The sequence below is a fragment of the Paenibacillus amylolyticus genome (genome assembly GCF_050990605.1).
GTDB classification, from domain to species: domain Bacteria; phylum Bacillota; class Bacilli; order Paenibacillales; family Paenibacillaceae; genus Paenibacillus; species Paenibacillus amylolyticus_H.
In genome coordinates this window covers 805,465-826,170 of the sequence record NZ_CP158832.1, presented here as the reverse complement: position 1 = coordinate 826,170, position 20,706 = coordinate 805,465, and the positions used below count along the sequence as shown (strand labels likewise).

General features: G+C 47.1%; 16 protein-coding genes and 3 rRNA genes. 3 read left to right on the top strand and 16 right to left on the bottom strand.

Going from position 1 to position 20,706, the window contains the following annotated elements; genetic code table 11:
- Positions 1-42 precede the first annotated feature (42 nt).
- From rrf to ABTV53_RS03730, 14 genes are all read right to left on the bottom strand, one after another.
- Positions 43-159, bottom strand: a 5S ribosomal RNA gene (gene rrf / locus ABTV53_RS03795).
- A 143-nt stretch (positions 160-302) separates the two neighbouring features.
- Positions 303-3,352 (bottom strand): 23S ribosomal RNA (locus tag ABTV53_RS03790).
- Positions 3,353-3,722: 370 nt separating this feature from the next.
- Positions 3,723-5,275: ribosomal RNA gene (locus tag ABTV53_RS03785) — 16S ribosomal RNA — on the bottom strand.
- Together the 16S, 23S and 5S rRNA genes form the textbook arrangement of a ribosomal RNA operon.
- A 607-nt stretch (positions 5,276-5,882) precedes the next feature.
- Positions 5,883-7,058, bottom strand: coding sequence for a YhgE/Pip domain-containing protein (locus ABTV53_RS03780; protein WP_433750788.1), 1,176 nt, complete (start codon positions 7,056-7,058; stop codon positions 5,883-5,885).
- Between the two features lie 81 nt (positions 7,059-7,139).
- A complete protein-coding gene (locus ABTV53_RS03775) occupies positions 7,140-7,571 on the bottom strand; it encodes a MarR family winged helix-turn-helix transcriptional regulator (RefSeq protein WP_433750785.1) in 432 nt (143 codons plus the stop codon).
- 166 nt (positions 7,572-7,737) lie between these two features.
- Positions 7,738-7,905, bottom strand: a complete 168-nt coding sequence (locus tag ABTV53_RS03770; protein ID WP_074093608.1) for a DUF3934 family protein — start codon at positions 7,903-7,905, stop codon at positions 7,738-7,740.
- 137 nt (positions 7,906-8,042) lie between these two features.
- The gene (locus ABTV53_RS03765; protein WP_421891257.1) at positions 8,043-9,263 is read right to left on the bottom strand and encodes an MFS transporter; all 1,221 of its coding nucleotides are present in this window, start codon (positions 9,261-9,263) and stop codon (positions 8,043-8,045) included.
- Positions 9,264-9,295: 32 nt separating this feature from the next.
- Positions 9,296-9,895: a TetR/AcrR family transcriptional regulator gene (locus ABTV53_RS03760; protein WP_421891558.1), complete on the bottom strand. Its 600-nt coding sequence runs from the start codon at positions 9,893-9,895 to the stop codon at positions 9,296-9,298.
- Between the two features lie 125 nt (positions 9,896-10,020).
- A complete protein-coding gene (locus tag ABTV53_RS03755) occupies positions 10,021-11,169 on the bottom strand; it encodes a S1C family serine protease (RefSeq protein ID WP_433750782.1) in 1,149 nt (382 codons plus the stop codon).
- A 14-nt stretch (positions 11,170-11,183) separates the two neighbouring features.
- On the bottom strand, positions 11,184-12,428 hold the full coding sequence (locus ABTV53_RS03750) for an FxLYD domain-containing protein (protein ID WP_433750779.1): 1,245 nt from the start codon (positions 12,426-12,428) through the stop codon (positions 11,184-11,186).
- Positions 12,429-12,641: 213 nt separating this feature from the next.
- The gene (locus tag ABTV53_RS03745) at positions 12,642-12,821 is read right to left on the bottom strand and encodes a hypothetical protein (RefSeq protein WP_433750776.1); all 180 of its coding nucleotides are present in this window, start codon (positions 12,819-12,821) and stop codon (positions 12,642-12,644) included.
- 36 nt (positions 12,822-12,857) lie between these two features.
- Positions 12,858-13,034, bottom strand: coding sequence for a hypothetical protein (locus ABTV53_RS03740; protein ID WP_433750773.1), 177 nt, complete (start codon positions 13,032-13,034; stop codon positions 12,858-12,860).
- A gap of 153 nt (positions 13,035-13,187) precedes the next feature.
- Complete coding sequence (locus ABTV53_RS03735) at positions 13,188-13,604, bottom strand: VOC family protein (RefSeq protein ID WP_433754036.1); 417 nt, start codon at positions 13,602-13,604, stop codon at positions 13,188-13,190.
- A 167-nt stretch (positions 13,605-13,771) separates the two neighbouring features.
- Complete coding sequence (locus tag ABTV53_RS03730) at positions 13,772-15,859, bottom strand: penicillin-binding transpeptidase domain-containing protein (protein WP_433750771.1); 2,088 nt, start codon at positions 15,857-15,859, stop codon at positions 13,772-13,774.
- 177 nt (positions 15,860-16,036) lie between these two features.
- Here ABTV53_RS03730 and ABTV53_RS03725 point away from each other — a divergent pair, with 177 nt between their 5' ends.
- A complete protein-coding gene (locus ABTV53_RS03725; RefSeq protein ID WP_074093601.1) occupies positions 16,037-16,441 on the top strand; it encodes a CBS domain-containing protein in 405 nt (134 codons plus the stop codon).
- Between the two features lie 101 nt (positions 16,442-16,542).
- Here ABTV53_RS03725 and ABTV53_RS03720 read toward each other — a convergent pair whose 3' ends face one another.
- Together ABTV53_RS03720 and ABTV53_RS03715 are read right to left on the bottom strand one after the other, a co-directional pair.
- Positions 16,543-16,752 carry a hypothetical protein gene (locus ABTV53_RS03720; protein WP_433750768.1) on the bottom strand — a complete coding sequence of 70 codons (210 nt, stop codon included), beginning with the start codon at positions 16,750-16,752 and terminating at the stop codon, positions 16,543-16,545.
- Positions 16,749-17,201: an SMI1/KNR4 family protein gene (locus tag ABTV53_RS03715; RefSeq protein ID WP_433750765.1), complete on the bottom strand. Its 453-nt coding sequence runs from the start codon at positions 17,199-17,201 to the stop codon at positions 16,749-16,751. Before ABTV53_RS03715 ends, ABTV53_RS03720 begins: the two co-directional genes overlap by 4 nt.
- A 313-nt stretch (positions 17,202-17,514) precedes the next feature.
- On the opposite strand from ABTV53_RS03715, the gene ABTV53_RS03710 reads away from it, so the two are divergent.
- Both ABTV53_RS03710 and ABTV53_RS03705 read left to right on the top strand, forming a co-directional pair.
- Entirely contained in the window at positions 17,515-18,117 is a 603-nt protein-coding gene (locus ABTV53_RS03710; RefSeq protein ID WP_433750762.1) for a hypothetical protein, read from the top strand.
- A gap of 240 nt (positions 18,118-18,357) precedes the next feature.
- Positions 18,358-20,598 carry an S-layer homology domain-containing protein gene (locus ABTV53_RS03705; protein WP_433750759.1) on the top strand — a complete coding sequence of 747 codons (2,241 nt, stop codon included), beginning with the start codon at positions 18,358-18,360 and terminating at the stop codon, positions 20,596-20,598.
- The last annotated feature ends 108 nt before the right edge of the window (positions 20,599-20,706 follow it).

Genomic DNA, 20,706 nt, shown 5'->3' with positions numbered 1-20,706 from the left:
TAAAAAAGACACACTCGATATGATCAAGTGTGTCTTTCAATTGCTTGGCGGCGTCCTACTCTCCCAGGACCCTGCGGTCCAAGTACCATCGGCGCTAGAGGGCTTAACGGTCGTGTTCGGGATGGGTACGTGTGGAACCCCTCCGCCATCGCCACCAAACGCGATTTGTCGAAGCATCGCTTCTTGAAATCAGATATGGAACTGAAAATCATACACACGTTCTGTGATGTACCGATTTTCATTTCAGAGATCATTCTCTGAAAACTAGATTCGAAACGAAACATGCGAATTACAACTTGCTATTGGATAAGCCCTCGACCGATTAGTACTGGTCAGCTCCATGCATTGCTGCACTTCCACCCCCAGCCTATCTACCTCGTCGTCTTCAAGGGGTCTTACATACTGGGAAATCTCATCTTGAGGGGGGCTTCACGCTTAGATGCTTTCAGCGTTTATCCCGTCCGTACATAGCTACCCAGCGGTGCTCCTGGCGGAACAACTGGTACACCAGCGGTACGTCCATCCCGGTCCTCTCGTACTAAGGACAGCTCCTCTCAAATTTCCTACGCCCACGACAGATAGGGACCGAACTGTCTCACGACGTTCTGAACCCAGCTCGCGTACCGCTTTAATGGGCGAACAGCCCAACCCTTGGGACCTACTTCAGCCCCAGGATGCGATGAGCCGACATCGAGGTGCCAAACCTCCCCGTCGATGTGGACTCTTGGGGGAGATAAGCCTGTTATCCCCAGGGTAGCTTTTATCCGTTGAGCGATGGCCCTTCCATGCGGTACCACCGGATCACTAAGCCCGACTTTCGTCCCTGCTCGACTTGTAGGTCTCGCAGTCAAGCTCCCTTATGCCTTTGCACTCTTCGAATGATTTCCAACCATTCTGAGGGAACCTTTGGGCGCCTCCGTTACTCTTTAGGAGGCGACCGCCCCAGTCAAACTGCCCACCTGACACTGTCCCCGCACCGGATTACGGTACCAGGTTAGAACCTAGATACGATCAGGGTGGTATCCCAACGTTGCCTCCACGCAAGCTGGCGCTCACGCTTCAAAGGCTCCCACCTATCCTGTACAGATCGTACCCAAATTCAATATCAAGCTGCAGTAAAGCTCCATGGGGTCTTTCCGTCTTGTCGCGGGTAACCTGCATCTTCACAGGTATTAAAATTTCACCGGATCTCTCGTTGAGACAGCGCCCAAGTCGTTACGCCATTCGTGCGGGTCAGAATTTACCTGACAAGGAATTTCGCTACCTTAGGACCGTTATAGTTACGGCCGCCGTTTACTGGGGCTTCGGTTCACAGCTTCGGGATTGCTCCCTAACCACTCCCCTTAACCTTCCAGCACCGGGCAGGCGTCAGCCCGTATACTTCGCCTTACGGCTTCGCACAGACCTGTGTTTTTGCTAAACAGTCGCTTGGGCCTTTTCACTGCGGCCCCCTCGTGCTATTCACACTACCGGGGCACCCCTTCTCCCGAAGTTACGGGGTCATTTTGCCGAGTTCCTTAACGAGAGTTCTTCCGCGCGCCTTAGAATACTCTTCTCGCCTACCTGTGTCGGTTTGCGGTACGGGCACCTTCACCTGGCTAGAGGCTTTTCTTGGCAGTGTGAGATCATGACCTTCGCTACTACAATTTTCGCTCCCCATCACAGCTCAGCCTTACGATGTGCGGATTTGCCTACACATCAGCCTCACTGCTTAGACGGACATCCATCAGTCCGCGTCACTACCCTACTGCGTCCCCCCATTGCTCATAACGGCTTACGGTGGTACAGGAATTTCGACCTGTTGTCCTTCGACTACGCCTTTCGGCCTCGCCTTAGGTCCCGACTTACCCTGAGCGGACGAGCCTTCCTCAGGAACCCTTAGGCTTTCGGCGGATCAGATTCTCACTGATCTTTTCGTTACTCATACCGGCATTCTCACTTGTATAATGTCCAGCGCTCCTTACGGTACACCTTCAACCCTTATACAACGCTCCCCTACCCCTGGATCGACTTCACTCCAGCTTCGAAGCCCTGTGTTTATCCCCTGGGAAGCATTTGGTCATCCAAGAATAGAATCTCTTGTCAGACAAAAATGTCCTTGTGGACAACACGCCTCAAAGAAGCAGTGAAGTCGATCCAAGCCATAGCTTCGGTGGTGTGTTTAGCCCCGTTACATTTTCGGCGCAGAGTCACTCGACCAGTGAGCTATTACGCACTCTTTCAATGGTGGCTGCTTCTAAGCCAACATCCTGGTTGTCTGTGCAACTCCACATCCTTTCCCACTTAACACACACTTGGGGACCTTAGCTGATGGTCTGGGCTGTTTCCCTTTTGACAATGGATCTTAGCACTCACTGTCTGACTCCCGGAAGTAAGTCTATGGCATTCGGAGTTTGACTGAGCTTGGTAACCCTTGCGGGCCCCGCACCCAATCAGTGCTCTACCTCCACGACTCTGTTTTCCGAGGCTAGCCCTAAAGCTATTTCGGGGAGAACCAGCTATCTCCGAGTTCGATTGGAATTTCTCCGCTACCCCCACCTCATCCCCGCATTTTTCAACATGCGTGGGTTCGGGCCTCCAGTGCGTGTTACCGCACCTTCACCCTGGACAGGGGTAGATCACCCGGTTTCGGGTCTACGTCCACGTACTAACTCGCCCTATTCAGACTCGCTTTCGCTGCGGCTCCGGCTCTTCACCTTAACCTTGCACGGGAACGTAACTCGCCGGTTCATTCTACAAAAGGCACGCCATCACCCCTAAAACGGGCTCTGACTTTTTGTAAGCACACGGTTTCAGGTTCTATTTCACTCCCCTTCCGGGGTGCTTTTCACCTTTCCCTCACGGTACTGCTTCACTATCGGTCGCTAGGAAGTATTTAGCCTTGGCAGATGGTCCTGCCGGATTCATACGGGGTTTCACGTGCCCCGCACTACTCGGGATCCGTCTCGGAGGGAACCAACTTTCAACTACAGGGCTTTTACCTTCTTTGGCGGGCCTTTCCAGACCTCTTCGCTTAACCGGTTCCTTTGTAACTCCATGTGAGACGTCCCACAACCCCAGAGAGCAAGCTCTCTGGTTTGGGCTTCTCCGCGTTCGCTCGCCGCTACTGACGGAATCACTATTGTTTTCTCTTCCTCAGGGTACTTAGATGTTTCAGTTCCCCTGGTATGCCTCTACACAACCTATGTATTCAGTTGTGAGTAACTGGAAATTACCCCAGCTGGGTTTCCCCATTCGGACACCCCCGGATCAAAGCTTGCTTACAGCTCCCCGAGGCAGTTTCGTTGTTCGCCACGTCCTTCATCGGCTCCTAGCGCCTAGGCATCCTCCGTGTGCTCTTAGTAGCTTAACCAAATTGCTCCGGTTTCGATCGCTCGCTTCCCTTGTTTTGCTTACGCAAAGCCAAAAGTCGCTCCCACTCGATACCATCGCAACAGCAATTTAACTACCGTTTTTATTGAAACTTGTTTTAACACAAGTTCAGCTAAAAAGGAATGTTCTAATTCGCGTTTGTTTCGTTTCGATATCTAGTTTTCAAAGAACAAGCTCCATGCAAAAGCAAGCTGTTTGAGAGTTTGAGCTCTCAAAACTGAACAACGAGTGAGTAGTTTGTGCTCTTCATTTCATCCACACCGAAGTGATGGACCGAAATGAATTGCTGTCGCAGGTTCTGAGAACCTGCGTATTTGAATGTTTCCGTTACAGGAAACGATTCTCCATAGAAAGGAGGTGATCCAGCCGCACCTTCCGATACGGCTACCTTGTTACGACTTCACCCCAATCATCTATCCCACCTTCGGCGGCTGGCTCCTTGCGGTTACCCCACCGACTTCGGGTGTTATAAACTCTCGTGGTGTGACGGGCGGTGTGTACAAGACCCGGGAACGTATTCACCGCGGCATGCTGATCCGCGATTACTAGCAATTCCGACTTCATGCAGGCGAGTTGCAGCCTGCAATCCGAACTGAGACCGGCTTTGTTGGGATTGGCTCCATCTCGCGATTTCGCAGCCCGTTGTACCGGCCATTGTAGTACGTGTGTAGCCCAGGTCATAAGGGGCATGATGATTTGACGTCATCCCCACCTTCCTCCGGTTTGTCACCGGCAGTCTATCTAGAGTGCCCACCCGAAGTGCTGGCAACTAAATATAAGGGTTGCGCTCGTTGCGGGACTTAACCCAACATCTCACGACACGAGCTGACGACAACCATGCACCACCTGTCTCCTCTGTCCCGAAGGAAAGGTACATCTCTGTACCGATCAGAGGGATGTCAAGACCTGGTAAGGTTCTTCGCGTTGCTTCGAATTAAACCACATACTCCACTGCTTGTGCGGGTCCCCGTCAATTCCTTTGAGTTTCAGTCTTGCGACCGTACTCCCCAGGCGGAGTGCTTAATGTGTTAACTTCGGCACCAAGGGTATCGAAACCCCTAACACCTAGCACTCATCGTTTACGGCGTGGACTACCAGGGTATCTAATCCTGTTTGCTCCCCACGCTTTCGCGCCTCAGCGTCAGTTACAGCCCAGAGAGTCGCCTTCGCCACTGGTGTTCCTCCACATATCTACGCATTTCACCGCTACACGTGGAATTCCACTCTCCTCTTCTGCACTCAAGTCACCCAGTTTCCAGTGCGATCCGGGGTTGAGCCCCGGGATTAAACACCAGACTTAAATGACCGCCTGCGCGCGCTTTACGCCCAATAATTCCGGACAACGCTTGCCCCCTACGTATTACCGCGGCTGCTGGCACGTAGTTAGCCGGGGCTTTCTTCTCAGGTACCGTCACCTTGAGAGCAGTTACTCTCCCAAGCGTTCTTCCCTGGCAACAGAGCTTTACGATCCGAAAACCTTCATCACTCACGCGGCATTGCTCCGTCAGGCTTTCGCCCATTGCGGAAGATTCCCTACTGCTGCCTCCCGTAGGAGTCTGGGCCGTGTCTCAGTCCCAGTGTGGCCGATCACCCTCTCAGGTCGGCTACGCATCGTCGCCTTGGTGAGCCGTTACCCCACCAACTAGCTAATGCGCCGCAGGCCCATCCCCAAGTGACAGATTGCTCCGTCTTTCCAGTTTCCTTCAGGCGAAGAAAACAACTATTCGGTATTAGCTACCGTTTCCGGTAGTTGTCCCAAACTTGAGGGCAGGTTGCCTACGTGTTACTCACCCGTCCGCCGCTAAGCATCAAGGAAGCAAGCTTCCTATCAACTCCGCTCGACTTGCATGTATTAGGCATGCCGCCAGCGTTCGTCCTGAGCCAGGATCAAACTCTCCAATAAAGTATTGAAAAGAGCGATAAGCTCATTTTGAATCTGACGAGATTAAAAATCTCATTTATGCTCCAGCCGATTCAAGCCAAGGCTTGTTTCAAACTTTTGCGTTCATTCTGCAAGCAGAATGTTAACTCACTCGTTGTTCAGTTTTCAAAGATCAAACTCGTTTTGTTACCGAACGTTGTTCTCTTCAGCAACTCTTATATAATATCATGTCCGAACCAACTTTGCAAGCTCTTTTTTAAGTTTCTTTCGAAGCTTATTTTTGATTTGCTTGCCGCACCAGTATTCAACTGTGTTTTCTTGGCCGGACTAATAATATATCACGCATAGATATTAATTACAATACTTAATTTAATAAAATTGATTTACTACAAATCAACTCCCCTCACTGCGTTGCTCTCATCTATGGTTTTTATTTTAACTTCATTAATATGCTCAATTATGCTTATACCCCATATCAACGTCTTTCAAGATTACCGAGGTGCACTGCGAGTCACTACGAGTATAAGTAGAAGTACTATAGAAGATAAACAAAAAAAGTGATGCACGCATATCACTATACGTGAACCACTTTCTTCGGTGTTATTACATTATATATAGAAGGAAACTCTTAATGTTGTGCCTGTGCTGATGCTGGAGGCGTTATCGTCATTTGTCCATTACCTGCTTTTTGCATGCCAACTCGTAGCACCGTAATCCCCCACGTAATAATCGAGATCAACAGAAGATGAACCATGTATCCCCCCACTGCTTCTCCACTATAGATCAAACGCATAAATCCCTGTACCCCATTGGAAGCGGGCAGAAAGTTACCGATATAACGGTAGAATGGCGCCAGCATCTCGGCTGGAATGATATTTCCTGCTGTCATCAACTGGAGTGGAACCATCGCTACATTAAATAGAGGGCCTGCATTGCCAAACAGGGCAAAACTCATTTGTGTAAAACAGATACACGCCAGACTCACCAGCACATGATACAGATACAACGTGCCGAAGGAGCTCGCCACATCCGTGAACAGAAGAGCAACTGTGTCCACAATTAGAGGAACAATCACTGCTATACACAGTAACAACATTTGCCGTCCCCAGAAGATTTCCCATTTGGAATGGGTACGCTTCATCATATTCGACGTAATATTGAACTGAATGTTCATGGTCATTGAAGCAATGTAGGTGATAAAACCCAAAATCATCGGCAGCATTGATGTAGCAAAATCACTTACACTGTTTGTTTTATTAATCTCAGCCTTCACAGGCCCTTCATTCATCTTTGCCATTGCTTGTCCAATAGCTGCACTCAGCTCATCATTGTTAGTACCATTCTGGTTAAGTTTCACTTGAACCTTGGACTCCAAAATCCCTTCACCCATCTGTGTAGTCATTCCAGTCGCCGCGTGTTCCACAATGGATTTGGCTACATCAGCATTCCCCTGATTAATATAGAAGGACAAACTCGCCTCGGTACCTGCTTCAATCTGGTCAGTGAATCCTTCAGGAATAACAATAACCATCGCATAGTTACCTGCATTCATCTGCTGATCAGCTTCCTCGGCAGAATCCAGTACATTGACATGAAAAGGCGCGAGCGTTTCAATGTGCTTCTGCACCTCTGTCCCCTGTGTCCCGTCTTCGTTCACCAGAGCAACTTGAAGTTGATCCACTCTCTCCGTGGCTTGATGATAACCCGTCATCCAGATCACAACAAATAACAGTGGAACAATCAATGCAAAAACTAACCCTATTTTTGTCTGTGGCACTTTAAGAAAATCTTTGAAGCTTTTCATTCTTTCACGACTCCCATTAGTTAAAATTAAAATAATTGCACTACATATATATGCACATGCATATATTGGACCAAAAAAAATTTATTTCATCTTTTCATAGATCCGATTCATTACATTCATGAATGCTTCAAGCTCTTCAGGGGAACATTCGGCGAGTGCCTCTTGCTCTTGCTGTTTTGCCTTAGGTGTCAGAACGTTATTCATGTCCAGTCCTTCCGCCGTTAAACAAAGCAAAACCGCTCTGCGATCCTCTGGATCTTCTTCTCTTGTCACCAGACCTTTGCGAATCAACTTGTCTATAATTTTGCCTACCGTTGTCTGATCCCGAACTGTTAATTCAGCCAGCTTTTTCTGTGATATAGGGCTTCCAGCCTTGCTCAATTCATTCAGAACTGCAAATTGTTCCGGCGTAATATCCTGTTCGCTCAGATTTCTGGTTGTTGTTTTTTTGTATGCCAGATACGTCCGTGACAGAATCAGTCCAAGTGGATTTTCATCCATATTAACGGGCATGCTGATGCTCCTTTCTCTATATAGTAGCACTACCATCTAATTTGCGTAAGCACTATTTTATTATCAGATCTACACTACTGTCAATTTAATTTTTTTATCTTTTCAAGCAAAAAGAGACCCACCCGATAGTCAGGCAGCTCTCTCCTCTGGCATCGTCAAGCCATACTTACTCGGGCTTGCCACTTGAAGTTTCGGTATCGTCCTTCTTCTTTGTGCCTTTGCTTTTATAAGGCTTCGGGGCACTTTTCGCCCGGTTAGCAGCGGCTTGCCAACGGTTCCAGCCTTTTTTTCCCGTACCACGGCCGGTGCCGCCTTTTCCCTTTGCATTGCTCATGTTATCACTCCAATAATCCTGTATATGCTTAAAAATGACCGTCCTCGGTAACTTATTATGCAACCCAGCCCATCTAATTCACTTCCAGCATTTCTTATTATACCAAAAATCAATGCTCTTACGTCTTTTCCGAACAATTACATTTCAGTCTTCGGTTGTTTCACCGCTTTGGTCCCTCTGAGTACCCGCAGGGATAACAGGAAACAGATTGCCAGAACGGCAGCTGCCGAAACGTAAGGATAGTTAATATTCACATCGAACAGTGCTCCAGCCACAATTGGACCTGCAATATTCCCCAAACTGGTATACGCTGAATTCAATCCGGCCACAAAGCCCTGTTGTTCCTCTGCCAGTTTGGACATCTGTGTACTGATCGCCGGACGTAAAATGTCCATCCCCAGAAAGACGATAAACGTTACGACAAGAATGAGCCAGTACGTGTGCACAAACAAGGTCAGCAGTACAAATACGGCCACAAATAACAGACAGACTGAAATGACCATCTTTTCACCAAACCGATTGAGCAACCAACCGATCAGCGATACTTGCACAACAGCACCTGCGATGGAACCAAATGTAATGATAAATGCAATGTCTTTGGTCGTGAAGCCAAACTTGTGATCCACAAACAGTGAAAATACCGTCTCATAGTTCGCCAGACCAAATGCCATAACAAACACGATAATCAAGCTGAAAAAGTACGGTTCACGGTACGAATTCAGTAATTGGGATACCATACCCGGAGCTTTGACCTTCTCTGTACCAGCCACAGGTTTACTCTGCTCACCTGTGCTTCGCGTGGATTCCGGCAAAATAATCAATGTAATGATGGATGCCAGCAAACCGGCAACCCCAGCGGCGTAGAACGGAATTCGAATACCAAAGTCGGCAATGTATCCACCAATTCCCGGACCGATGATAAACCCGGTTGTAATCGCTGCATTAATCAATCCCATACCTTTGCCGCGTTCTTCCTCTGTTGTAATATCTGCGGTGTAAGCCATAACCGCCGGGAAGATCATCGCCGCACCAATACCACCAAGCATCCGGGCTGCGAAGAGCAAGGCTGGCGCATTGACCGCACCAAACATAAACTCCGATACGGCAAAGATCAGCATACCGCCAACGATAATTTTTTTACGTCCCCACGTATCCGACCATCGACCCGCAAGCGGGGAGAACAGAAACTGGGTGAAGGAAAATGCCGCTACCAGCAATCCAACCGTAAATCCGGTGATATGCAGGAGATCCATATACGCAGGCATGATCGGCACAACAAGACCAATACCCGTAAAAACAAGAAAAATATTAAACATTAACAGCAGCAATGCGCCCCTGTTCCGTGTTAGTAATGCCATGATTCCATCCTCCGTAGTTGTCAAAATGTTGCTTAAGCTTTATCTTTTGCAATCCCATGTAAGAATACACTGGCAGCCTGGCGGTATAATGCGAGAGCCTGATCAGGCTCCATCCCCCGCGACATCTGGCTGAGACCAATAATGGTGCTTTCCAATATCAGTGCGAGATGCTCTACGTTACCCTCTTTGAACTCTCCGCTCAGTATGCCTTCTTCCACCAGTTGTTTGTTAAATTGGATGTGACGTTCAAACATCACAGAGATACGTTCCTCAATATCATTTTCTTTCTTCTCCCCAGTGAAGAACTCATCTGCCGCCTTCGTTAGCGGGTGATTCATATCATCCAGTACCAATTGCTCTGCCAAGCCATAAATCTTCTCCGTAGAGGTGCGGTAGAGATGTTCTTTGGCCGCCCAGCTCGCTTCCCACTCCCGGTCCCACTCATCGATTAGATAGAGGAATAGACCTTCCTTACTTTTAAAATGGTAATAGATATTACCTTTACTGCTGCCTGTCGCAGCTACAATATCTTCAATTGACGTTGCTTTATAGCCTTTTTGTACAAAAAGGGCTTTGGAAGCATCCGCAAGTTTCTTCTTGGTCTGCTCGGTTTGAAGTTGCTTTTTATTCATATTCATTCCATTTCACTCCGTCCCATGCATACTGAACATTCGTTCTGTATTTTAACAGATGCATCGAATATAAGCAATCAAAAAGGAGAGTGGTACATCAGCCCACTCTCCTTTGATGATATATTTTATGTTATTTTCTTACCTTTACCATGCAGTATTTTCAATTGACCATTCTCGGAAGCAACCTGATATGTAACCTTATACTTCGTCGTTACATATTCGCCATCCCTGCGTTCATCGGCTGTAATCACTGCAGTCACTTCCATTCCATCATTGCCCTTGTCTACAGAAGAGACCTCTCCAATCGTCACATAACTCGTATTAAGGTAACCCTCACGAAATTTGGCATAACTTGTGCCGCTCTGCCATTCACTGCCGAGCAAAGCATAAGCTGTAACATAGTCACCTAGATTCAAACTGTTGTAAAACTCGGTCACCACCCCTTCTGCTTTTGTAGAAGCAGAGGTCGATCCCGATCCATTACCACCAGCCGTCTGAACCGCCGTTGTGCTGGATGGTTTCTTGGACCAGGCTTGCACTTGCTTCAGTACGGTAGTGATAGGAATACTGAACCCAATCCCACCCTCCTGCTCCACAACGGCTGAGTTAATACCAAGTACTTCGCCCGTCTCTGCGTTGATTAGTGGTCCGCCACTGTTGCCATGGGTAATTGGCGCCGAGATCTGATACAGATTGCTGTAAATGTAAGGCGGAATCTCGAAACTGCGTCCAACACCGCTGATAATTCCTGTAGTTACCGTGTTTTCCAACCCCAGCGGGCTCCCCAGAGCCAGGATTTCATCTCCAGTCTCGGCTTTAGATTTGGCGATAGCCAGCGGTTTCACCTTTTTCAGATCAGGTACTCGGACGACGGCAATATCTGTTTCTTCCCCGATTCCGATTACGGTTCCTTTATATTCCTCATGATTCAGGGTACGTATCGTCACTTCCTTCGATCCTTCTACCACATGAGCATTGGTTACAACATCTCCCTGATCATTATAGAGAAAACCGGAGCCTAGTCCGCTGCTGCTCTCGATCGTAACCACTTTCTTCTGACTCTCTTCAATAATCTGTTTACGTGTTTTCTTCACGACGGTCTTGGAGGAGGGGGTGGATGCAGCGTTTTCTGTTTCCTTTGCATTAACAACAGCCAATCTCGGCTCAGCCTGCAACTGATCTGCTGTATAACTGTGAATCCAGAACACGCCTCCTGCTCCGATTCCTATAATGATTGCACTCGATATAATGCTGCTCCATATTCGTTTGCTCATTCCAACCTGTCCTCCTATTCCAGATACCACGTTGCATTCACAACAGATACTTCTGCTTCTTCGTATACACCATAGTAATACGTCTCAAAAAATCCTTCTTCACCCACTTCAAGCCAGCTTGGATACACATCCACATAGGTTTGACCCAGATAAGTGCCGTCTGTACCATATATATCAACCATGACGGTGACGGAAGAGATCGGCCGGGTCGCATTGTTTATGATTGAACCGCTAATATACAGGTCACCATACATATCCAACGTTGCTTCGACATTCACAATGCTCACTGCCGACGTTCGATTCTTCAGATCTTCTTCTGCTGCCTGTTGTTCTGCAAGTTGAATCCGTTCGGCTTCCGCTTTCTCGAAATTCTTCTTCTCACTTAGCACCCGATCACGATACGCTGTCAGTTTGTCATCCTCCGGCGCATAAGACAGCCCTTGATCGACCGTTTGCAATGCCGCTGTAAAATCCTTTGTCTTGACTTGCTGCTCAGCCTGCTTGTAGCTAATCCCTGCCAGCTTATCAACAATTTGCTTCTCTACTGCTTCGGCTTCCTTGCCCTTCAAGTTCGATATCGTATCCAGCTTCTCAGCCAGTGCCTCTACTGTCGTCAAACTATCGATTTCTTTTTTCACCTTCAGTACAGCCAGGGTAACCTTTCTATTACTTAATGTGGCACGCACTTTGGTGAAAACGGGCTCTTCTCGCTCTTTCAGTACTTTCGCTACTGCCTGAATGGATTTGTCTCCTTCTGAGAGTTTTCCGGTTTTCAGACTTGTGGCAGCCTCATTCAACTGATTCATCAGATTGAACGCTTTCGCCGTAATTTGCCGATCCTGTATAAGTGCATCATAGTTCGGCCGTTTCGTTAGCGCGCTGTCCAGCAGTTGAAGAGCCTCTTTATATTTCCCCGCTAGTGCAGCTTGTTCCGCCTGTTGATGCAGAGATTTCACCTCCGCATTAATACCCATCTCCTGCTTGTAGTAGAACGTTAGCAACGCCCCCATCATGGCTGCCAGTAGCAGTGGAACGATCCAACTAAATACGCGGCCTTGACCGGTGTTGCCCTGTCTGGGTGCAGGCTGTTGCTGCCGGGATAATAATTCGGCTGTTTCCCCAGTTCTTTTTTCCAAACCCACAGCTGTTTCCGCCCAGATCTGTTCCTCTGTGGAGCTTGCATCTTTCAGTTTGGTGTTACACTTTCTGCACGTACTATCCCCAGGACTACTTTTGGTCCCACATATGTGACAATACATCCCAATCCCTCCATCAAAAAGAAACGTATGTATACTTAACTTCTAACTTTCTAGTACATGAGCTTATGGCATCTTTCGATACAAAACGTCAACATGAATCGACACTTATCATATAGCAAAAAGGTAAATTGCACCATATGTTAACCGGATAAATTTGGTGCGTGTTTTCCATAAACGAAAAAGGAGATACCGACACGCGGTATCTCCTCCTGTTCAGCCCTGCTGTCCTGCACGCACCCGGATGTTGCCCAGTTCGTTGGCATTGATCGCAAATGCATTACCGCCCTGTCCAACCGAAGCTTTGGCTGACTGTCGCGCCTTGAATTTCAAACGGCTTTTGTCCACGTCCACCCGGTTAACCTGTTTTGCTTTCTTTTTGCGTGTACTCATCATTCATTCCCCTCCCCACTTCTCTTTTCTGCTGCCAGACTAACGTTTGCGAGAAGAACGGCGACCTTTCTGTTTCATAATCTGCACGTTAACTGCATTACTTGCAAGTACGTTCCCTGACTCGGCATAGCCCTTCGCCGTCTGGTGAATCTGGATTACGATATATTGCTTTTTACCTATCCGATAGCGATAACTTTTCACATTTGAACGGGTCATGGTCATCTCCCTGTGATCGTTTTTTAACAAGCTCGGGTTATCCTATTCATGTCCATGTGCATGGGGATGTGTGAATGCATACTTCCGATAATAAATGGATGCAAAAAAAACCTTCCTATAAACTATAGGAAGGCTCTGGTTATTTTCATTTTGTCACTCCGAAGGAAAAGCACTTAGATCCATATAGGAGACTTCCCACAGATGATCATCCAGATCCTGAAAACTCCATCCGTACATGAATCCGTGATCCTGTGGTTCGTTGGATGGCTTCGCTCCTGCATCAAGGGCAGCTTGTACAATCACATCGACCTGCTCACGGCTATCTACAGACAGGGCAACGATAACTTCGGTTGTATCGGCAGCATTGGAGATTTTTTTCGAAATGAAGGATTGGAAACGTTCCTTTACCAGAAGCATGGCGTAAATATTTTCCCCGATGATCATACAAGTAGCAGACTCGTCCGTAAAATTGGCGTCAAACTCAAATCCCACTTTGGTAAAAAATTCAACGGATTTCTTCAAATCTTGAACAGGTAAATTGACAAAAATCTGCTTTGCACGAATAGCCACCATGGATCACCTCGAACTCATAGAATAGATTCCACCTCAAAATAACACCTCGCGAATACGCTGTCAATTGAATAAAATAGAACAAAAAAAGTCCCGGTCACATGTGAGAACCATAACATAGTGACCGGGCTATTTATACGCTTGTGAAGCTAGACATTAAATCGGAGTTACTGCGGAATCTCGAGCTTTTCCAAAAAGGGCTTTAATTTATCCACAACATAATGGCTTCCGCCCCTGCCGTTCACTTCTTCAATTACAGCGGTTAACAGATAGGTCGGAGAGTCGGTATCAAACACTACGAAAAATCCGTTCTCCTGCCCCTTCTCTCCCTTTTTCGCTTTCAGTTCCGCTGTTCCCGTCTTGCCCGCGAGTCCTCCAGGAATTGAATTCAAGGTATGGGCGGTGCCTCCCTGCCGGGAAACCACTTCTCCCAAAGCATTCTTAACCGTATTTGCGGCTTCCGGAGTAATAATTACCTCAGGGTCAGTGCTTTCTTTTCCCTCGATCAGAACAGGTTTCACCAGCTTCCCTTCATTAATAAAAGGTGTAAATGACGCTGCCAGATGAATCGGGGACATTAACATCTCCCCTTGCCCGTAGGACGTATCCGCGAGTAACACCTCGGAAGATAAATCCAGATGTGCTTCATTGGCATATTGGCTTGGCTTCAGATACAGTTCATCCAGTCCAAAGTTATCACCAAAACCAAACTTCTGGATCCCTTCAATAAACTTGGCGCTACCCATCTCGATTGCTTCCATGGCAAAGTAAATATTGTCCGAGTACACCAGTGCGTCGACCATGTTAACCGGAGATAAACTCTTCACACGTTTGACATAATAACCGCCCCAGCTATCGTCTTTACGCCATTGCAAGCCAGAGATATCATGGGTTTTGTCCGCTGTCGTCACCTTCTCCATCAGTCCCGCTGCGGCTGTAATCGCTTTGAAAGTTGATCCTGGTGCATATCGGGTCGTGACTCTGTTGATAAAAGGAAGCTTCTCATTCGCCGAATACGCATCCCACTCTGCCTGTGTAAGTCCTGTAACCATCTTGTTCGGGTTATAAGAGGGCGAACTGACCAACGCCAGCAGGTTGCCGTCCGTTGGATTCATCAGGACCATCGCACCGGCGTCTCCACCGCTCGATAATGTCTGATATAATTTCTTTTGCTGCTTGGAGCTAATCGTCAGTTGAATATTCTGTCCATCTACAGCATCCTTGCGAATAAGCTCAGAACGGGAGTTACCGGATTCATCCGTGATTTCAATCAAACCACCACGCTCACCGCGCAGCTGTTTCTCCATGGACTGCTCCAAACCCGCTTTACCAATCCAATCCTCTGCGCGATAATACCCTTCCGTATCTTTATCCAAATCTTCCTTGGTGGCTTTGCGCACGTAACCAATCAGGTGCGCAGCCGCCTCACCGAGTGGATAATAACGGATCTCCTTACTTTGCATCGTAACCCCGCTTAAAGATTCTGGCACGTCAAATTCCTCCGTTGAACCAATCGGAACAAAATACCCCGGCTTCACCCATGTCTGCGCAAGCGCTTTGTGAATGGCATCTTCCGAAACCTGATAATGGCTCGCGATTCGGGCTATCATCTGGTCCGGGTTATCACCAAGTTTCTCAGGTACAATGCCCCATTCATTCATCGTGCCCTTGGTAGCGAGCGGCAAACCATCACGATCCACAATGTCTCCACGCTCCGGGAACAGTGTCCTCACTCGTACCTTACTGCCCTTAACCATGTCATTCAGGATCAGCGAAGGCTGCCAGTTAATTTGCCAGTTTTTTCCCCCGTCCTCAAGCTCCTGCCGGACCAGTTTTAATGTATGCGTCTCACTGACTTCTCCCAAAAAAGTTGTCAGCTGCAGGTTGTAATCCACCTCATACGTATCCGGGTTGGGTTTCTCTGTGTCGGTCTTATTGTCATCGGAAGCCGTTTCGGCAACATCCACAGGTTTAACCTCCGCTTTGATGGTGGATACTTCCATACCCGAATAGATTGCATTGTATTTCTCAACAAATTGTTCCTTGTTCATGCCAGACTCTTGCAGCGAAGCAGACGTCATCAAGGTATACAGCTGGTCAAACTCTTTTTTTTGCAGATGCTCTATGTACTGATTCACGGTAGTTTGGGGCTTGGCCTCTGCTTCTTTGTTATTCTGCATGTATAGATACATTCCGATTCCACCTGCAAACAAGATGGGCAGCAGTCCGTACATTAATTTACGTTTGGATTTCATGGTTACATCACCTCTAATATACACTATAGATTTCCAGCGCCATTTAAACAATGAAACAAATCTGACGAATTTATCATTAAAAATAGCCGAAAGCTCACATAATATGTTTAAATAAGGATAGTGAGATTACATACTAAAGCTTTTTTGCTATGCAAAAGGCTGAAAAGGAGCCCGATGATGGAAATCAGCTATTTTTTACTCCCCAAAGCCGAAGTGGCCTATATCAAGTCTACCGCTTCCATGAAAGATGCTATTGAGCAATTGGAATCGCACCACTACACCGCCATTCCCGTGATTGACCAGGATGGAAAATATGTTGCTACCCTGTCCGAAGGCGATTTGTTATGGAAAATGCGAAATACACCCGGATTGACTTTTGATACGATGGATCAGGTTCAGGTCCATGAGATTAACAATCGGGTATATAATGAATGTGTATTCATTGAGGCTGAAATGGAGGATATGCTGACACTTGCAGCAGACCAAAATTTTGTGCCCGTGGTGGATGTCGATCGTGTCTTCCTCGGTATTATCCGTCGTAAGGATATTATTGAATACTATACGCGCAACATTTCGGACTAGATGAAGTCGAACGTTCCGTAATAATCGAAAGGGTACTCCTGTGGTCATGTTTTGGCCAAACCGGGGTACCCTTTTCGTTGCATGGTATGGTCGGAATCACGCTACGTACGCTTGGCACGCTCTTCCTTATAATAACTCAACACGTCCCTCGGTCTGCCCTGAAATGCATGCTCTTTGCCGAACGCATACGCCTGATGCAGGTACGAAAACGCCTCGTCATGCTGCTGTGTCTCATCCAGTACATTACCGGCTTCTACCGTTTCTATAATTTGTTGCTCCAGTTCGGCATGTTCCGGTGTTAGATCTTTCATTGCACGGTCTCCTCCTCCAGAACAAAATACCACTCCAGAAAAGCATTGAAATCAGCCCACTGCGGTTTACTCTCGCCATTGAGAAAGCGTTCGATGGACTCCCCCAGTTCCACCAGCACCACTTCTCCCGTCTGACGGTTGTAGAAAAATCCACCTTCACCTTCAAAACTATCCATTGGAATATACGCCTCGGGAAGTCCCAGAGTAAGCTGTGCTACATTCATGTCTTCCATATATACGGTGTTCTCCATAAACCAGCAGATCTGATACAACTCCTGATGCCTGCTGTAAAAAGTCGGTCCATCCTCTGCATGTAGATAAAATTGTGCAAAATCCGATTGAAGATCAATCCCAAGCTTCTGTAATGCTTCTTCATATGATGCTGGAACATCTTCATGCCACCAGCCTTGCTCCTGGCAGTGATCAATCACTTTATTGGATAACATCATTAGCCTCCTAATTCAATTTTGCTCACACAGATTTTACAGGTATCCAGACTTGGGGAGGTGTGCCGTGACCTCTGTACACTTCAAGTTCTGGAATACCTGTATGCTGATAGGAAGTGGAAGGAAACCACTCTGTCATAATATGGAGCCACAACCGTTGTATCGCCTCCGGCTTTAATTCATCCGCTTTTAATAACATGATATCCTACAGATACTGTATCAAAAGAGCAGGACGATTGGAAATAGTGCCTTATTGTGGTGCAACTTTCTTCTTACTCGTTCGTCTAACTACTGACCAACACCGAAGGAGATGACTATGCGAATAACTTGTAGCCCCGGCTTTCCTGGAAGCATGATCGGATCAATTGATCTTAAGCCATCAAAGTATTACAGCACACCTTCCATGAACAGTAAGATCACTGATCATGTTGATCCTGAACTCGTTACCATTCCCTATGTGGAAGATCCGGAATTCGGATCACACTTTGATGCCATGAAGGTCATGAAAGGAACTTATAAAGATGAAATGCATGTGAGCTATGATGTGGAGTTTACGATTGATGTAGATAAAAAAGGTTATATTACGCAATTCGAGCATACGTTCCAGCTGGAACGTTATTTGGATCTGGTGCGAACGCAGTCCTATAAAGTGATCAAGACAAACTGGCGCGGACAAACCTTTCATGTGATGACATACAGTTACCTGGAGGAAGTCATTCATCCGAAGAATGTTCTGTTTAGATGTAACCTCGCAGAAGACGTGTTTGTGGTAGCTGAACTTGTCTCCAATCACGCCGATGGTAGCGCAACTGAGCACAGTATCAGGGATCTTCATTTCCGTGCATTAATCTCGGCACGAGATGATCTGTACCCATTAGATTATATGTGTGAGCCTGATTTCGACCTAAGTCTTGACTAAAAAAGTAGATACATATGTAGAAAGAGCATAAGCTGTCCCGTATCAGTAGGGGGAGCCTGTGCTCTTTTTTTTCACAAATGAACCTCCCATTCTACTTATTCAATGACCCTCATTCACAAGCTCGCCTTATGCTCCCCATGTCTGCCTCTAAGCAAAATCAGCTGCAATGTCGATGAATATACCATAATGCTGAACATGCATATGTTCTTCGTACGTTCAGAAATGAGAGGGGTTGGAAACATGGTTTACCGGAAAAATAAAATGCATTCACTGTTCACTCTGCCCTTGGCAGGACTGCTGTTTCTGTTATGGGGTTCTCAAGCGGCACATGCAGAACAGATCGACAGTTTGCTGCCAGAGCGAAGTCAGCAGGAGATTGTCCAGAAGTGGAATCAGTGGATGAATGGCAATGATGCATCTCCCCTGTATACAGAGACACCTTCGACAAGTGCTCCCTACTCTGCTGGTGTGGTAAGTGACGCCTATCTGAAACAAGGGCTGAACGCAGCCAACTTTTACCGCTTTATCACGGGTCTACAGGGCGATCTTGTTCTTGACCCGACATTGAATCGTCAAGCCCAGCATGGGGCTGTTGTGGTCTCCACGGGTGGATACCTGTCCCATTATCCAGAGCAGCCAGGAGATATGCCAAAGGATTTCTTTGACACCGGTTCAAAATCTGCCAGCAGCTCCAATCTGTACCTTACCAGCAGTGCCAAGGATAACGTCCTGACAAAAAGCATTCAGGCCTACATGAATGATTCAGATGCCTCCAATATTGATCGACTGGGTCACAGGCGCTGGATTTTGAGTCCACAACTGCAACGAATCGGTTTTGGACTTGCCACTCGTAGTCAAGCAGGCAAGACATATGATCAGTACTATAGTGCCATGCAGGTATTTGATAAAAGCAGAACTGGGGAAACTTCGTTCAACTACAGCCTGTTCCCGAATCAGGGAGCTTTTCCAATCGAAGCCTTTGGCAGTACACAGGCCTGGTCTGTTCAACTGAATACCGATGTATTCGCTAAACCATCGCTATCTGAGGTACAGGTCGAGATGATTCGAACTTCAGATCAACGTACATGGACCTTTAATGCCAAGAATCAGAATAGTGGCTTTCCAACCGGTTATTACAACGTGGACCCTGCGGATAAACAATGGTTTAATCAGGCCTATTTCAATGTAGAGACAGGTGGATATGGATATGGCTACGCCATCATCTTCCGTCCTGACGATGTGCAATTGTTGAAGAACGGCGATACGTTCAACATCCGAATTACAGGTCTTCAAAAGAAAAACGGTACAGCAGCGGAGATCTCATACTCCACGCGTTTCTTCCATGTGGACGGTGCACAAGATGCAACTCTTACTCGTATAACGCCAGGACAACAGAACCTGAGCGTTCGAGCAGGAGAACAGATTGATCTGCCTTCGATCACTGCCGTGAATGATAACGGAACATCCTATGTTCCACAGTCTAACGTTTCCTTCACCACGACGTCAGATCGCATTGCCATCAAGGATGGAAAAATCCTTGGACTTCAGGCTGGTAAAGCCGAAATTCGGATTCGTTTTGAAGGGAAAGAAGCGGTTGTCTCTGTTACGGTAACAGGAATCCCCCAATTAACTGATATCCGCACACATTGGGCGAAAGATGCCATTCAATGGGCCGTTCAACAGGGGATGGTCAGTGGATACGAGGATGGAACATTCAAACCCAATAATCAGGTAAGTGAAGCCGAATTCCTCTCCATGTTGTTCAAGCTGTATGCGGATTCCCATGTTATTCAGAGCATTGATGCTGCGGAGGGACAAGCTGCCAAAGGTAACTTCTGGAGTGATCGTTATTATACCTATGCTTCAGCGTTGAATCTGAATCTGGATGCCAGCAAGCAGAATTCGAAGCTGCGCAATCATGCCTTGAACCGAACAGAAGTAGCCGTAATCGTGGCAGGGCTTGGAGGTAAAAATTATACCCAGGACGAAGATGCCATCCGGTATTTGCTGAACATGGGATACTCTTCCGGCAAAACGGCAGCTACGGTGCAAGGTTATGCGGGACAAGAATCCTTGACCCGGGCTGAGGCTGTTGTTTTTCTGCAGATCCTGAAGGAAAAAGGCTTCGAATTATGGAGCAGACCAAAGAAGGCTACTGAAGCTACCGAGAATGAGAAAAACGGCGGACTCCCCGATCAGACCATGAAAGCAGTATATTCTGCCGATCACACACTGGTCCTTCAAGGTACGTTCCCGGCGTATGCCAACCAGACGATGCCGATCAAAATCCATGGTCCTTCGCCTGCTGCAGAGCACATCCAAACGCAGCAGGTTACAACAGATGTCTATGGTAATTTTAAGCTAACGGTAAGTAACCTTGATGCGAAGGAACTTAACCTCTACGTGGACGTACGCGAAGACTATTCCTACTGGATCAGTGTAGAAGCGGGGCGTACTGCGATAAGTGATTATACGGAGTAACATATTAAAAACCAGCTTGGGATGCTACATTCGATTTCCCAAGCTGGTTTGTTTTTTCTCGAAACATATTATTTCTGGTGTGAACATGAAATATTTATATTGAATTGA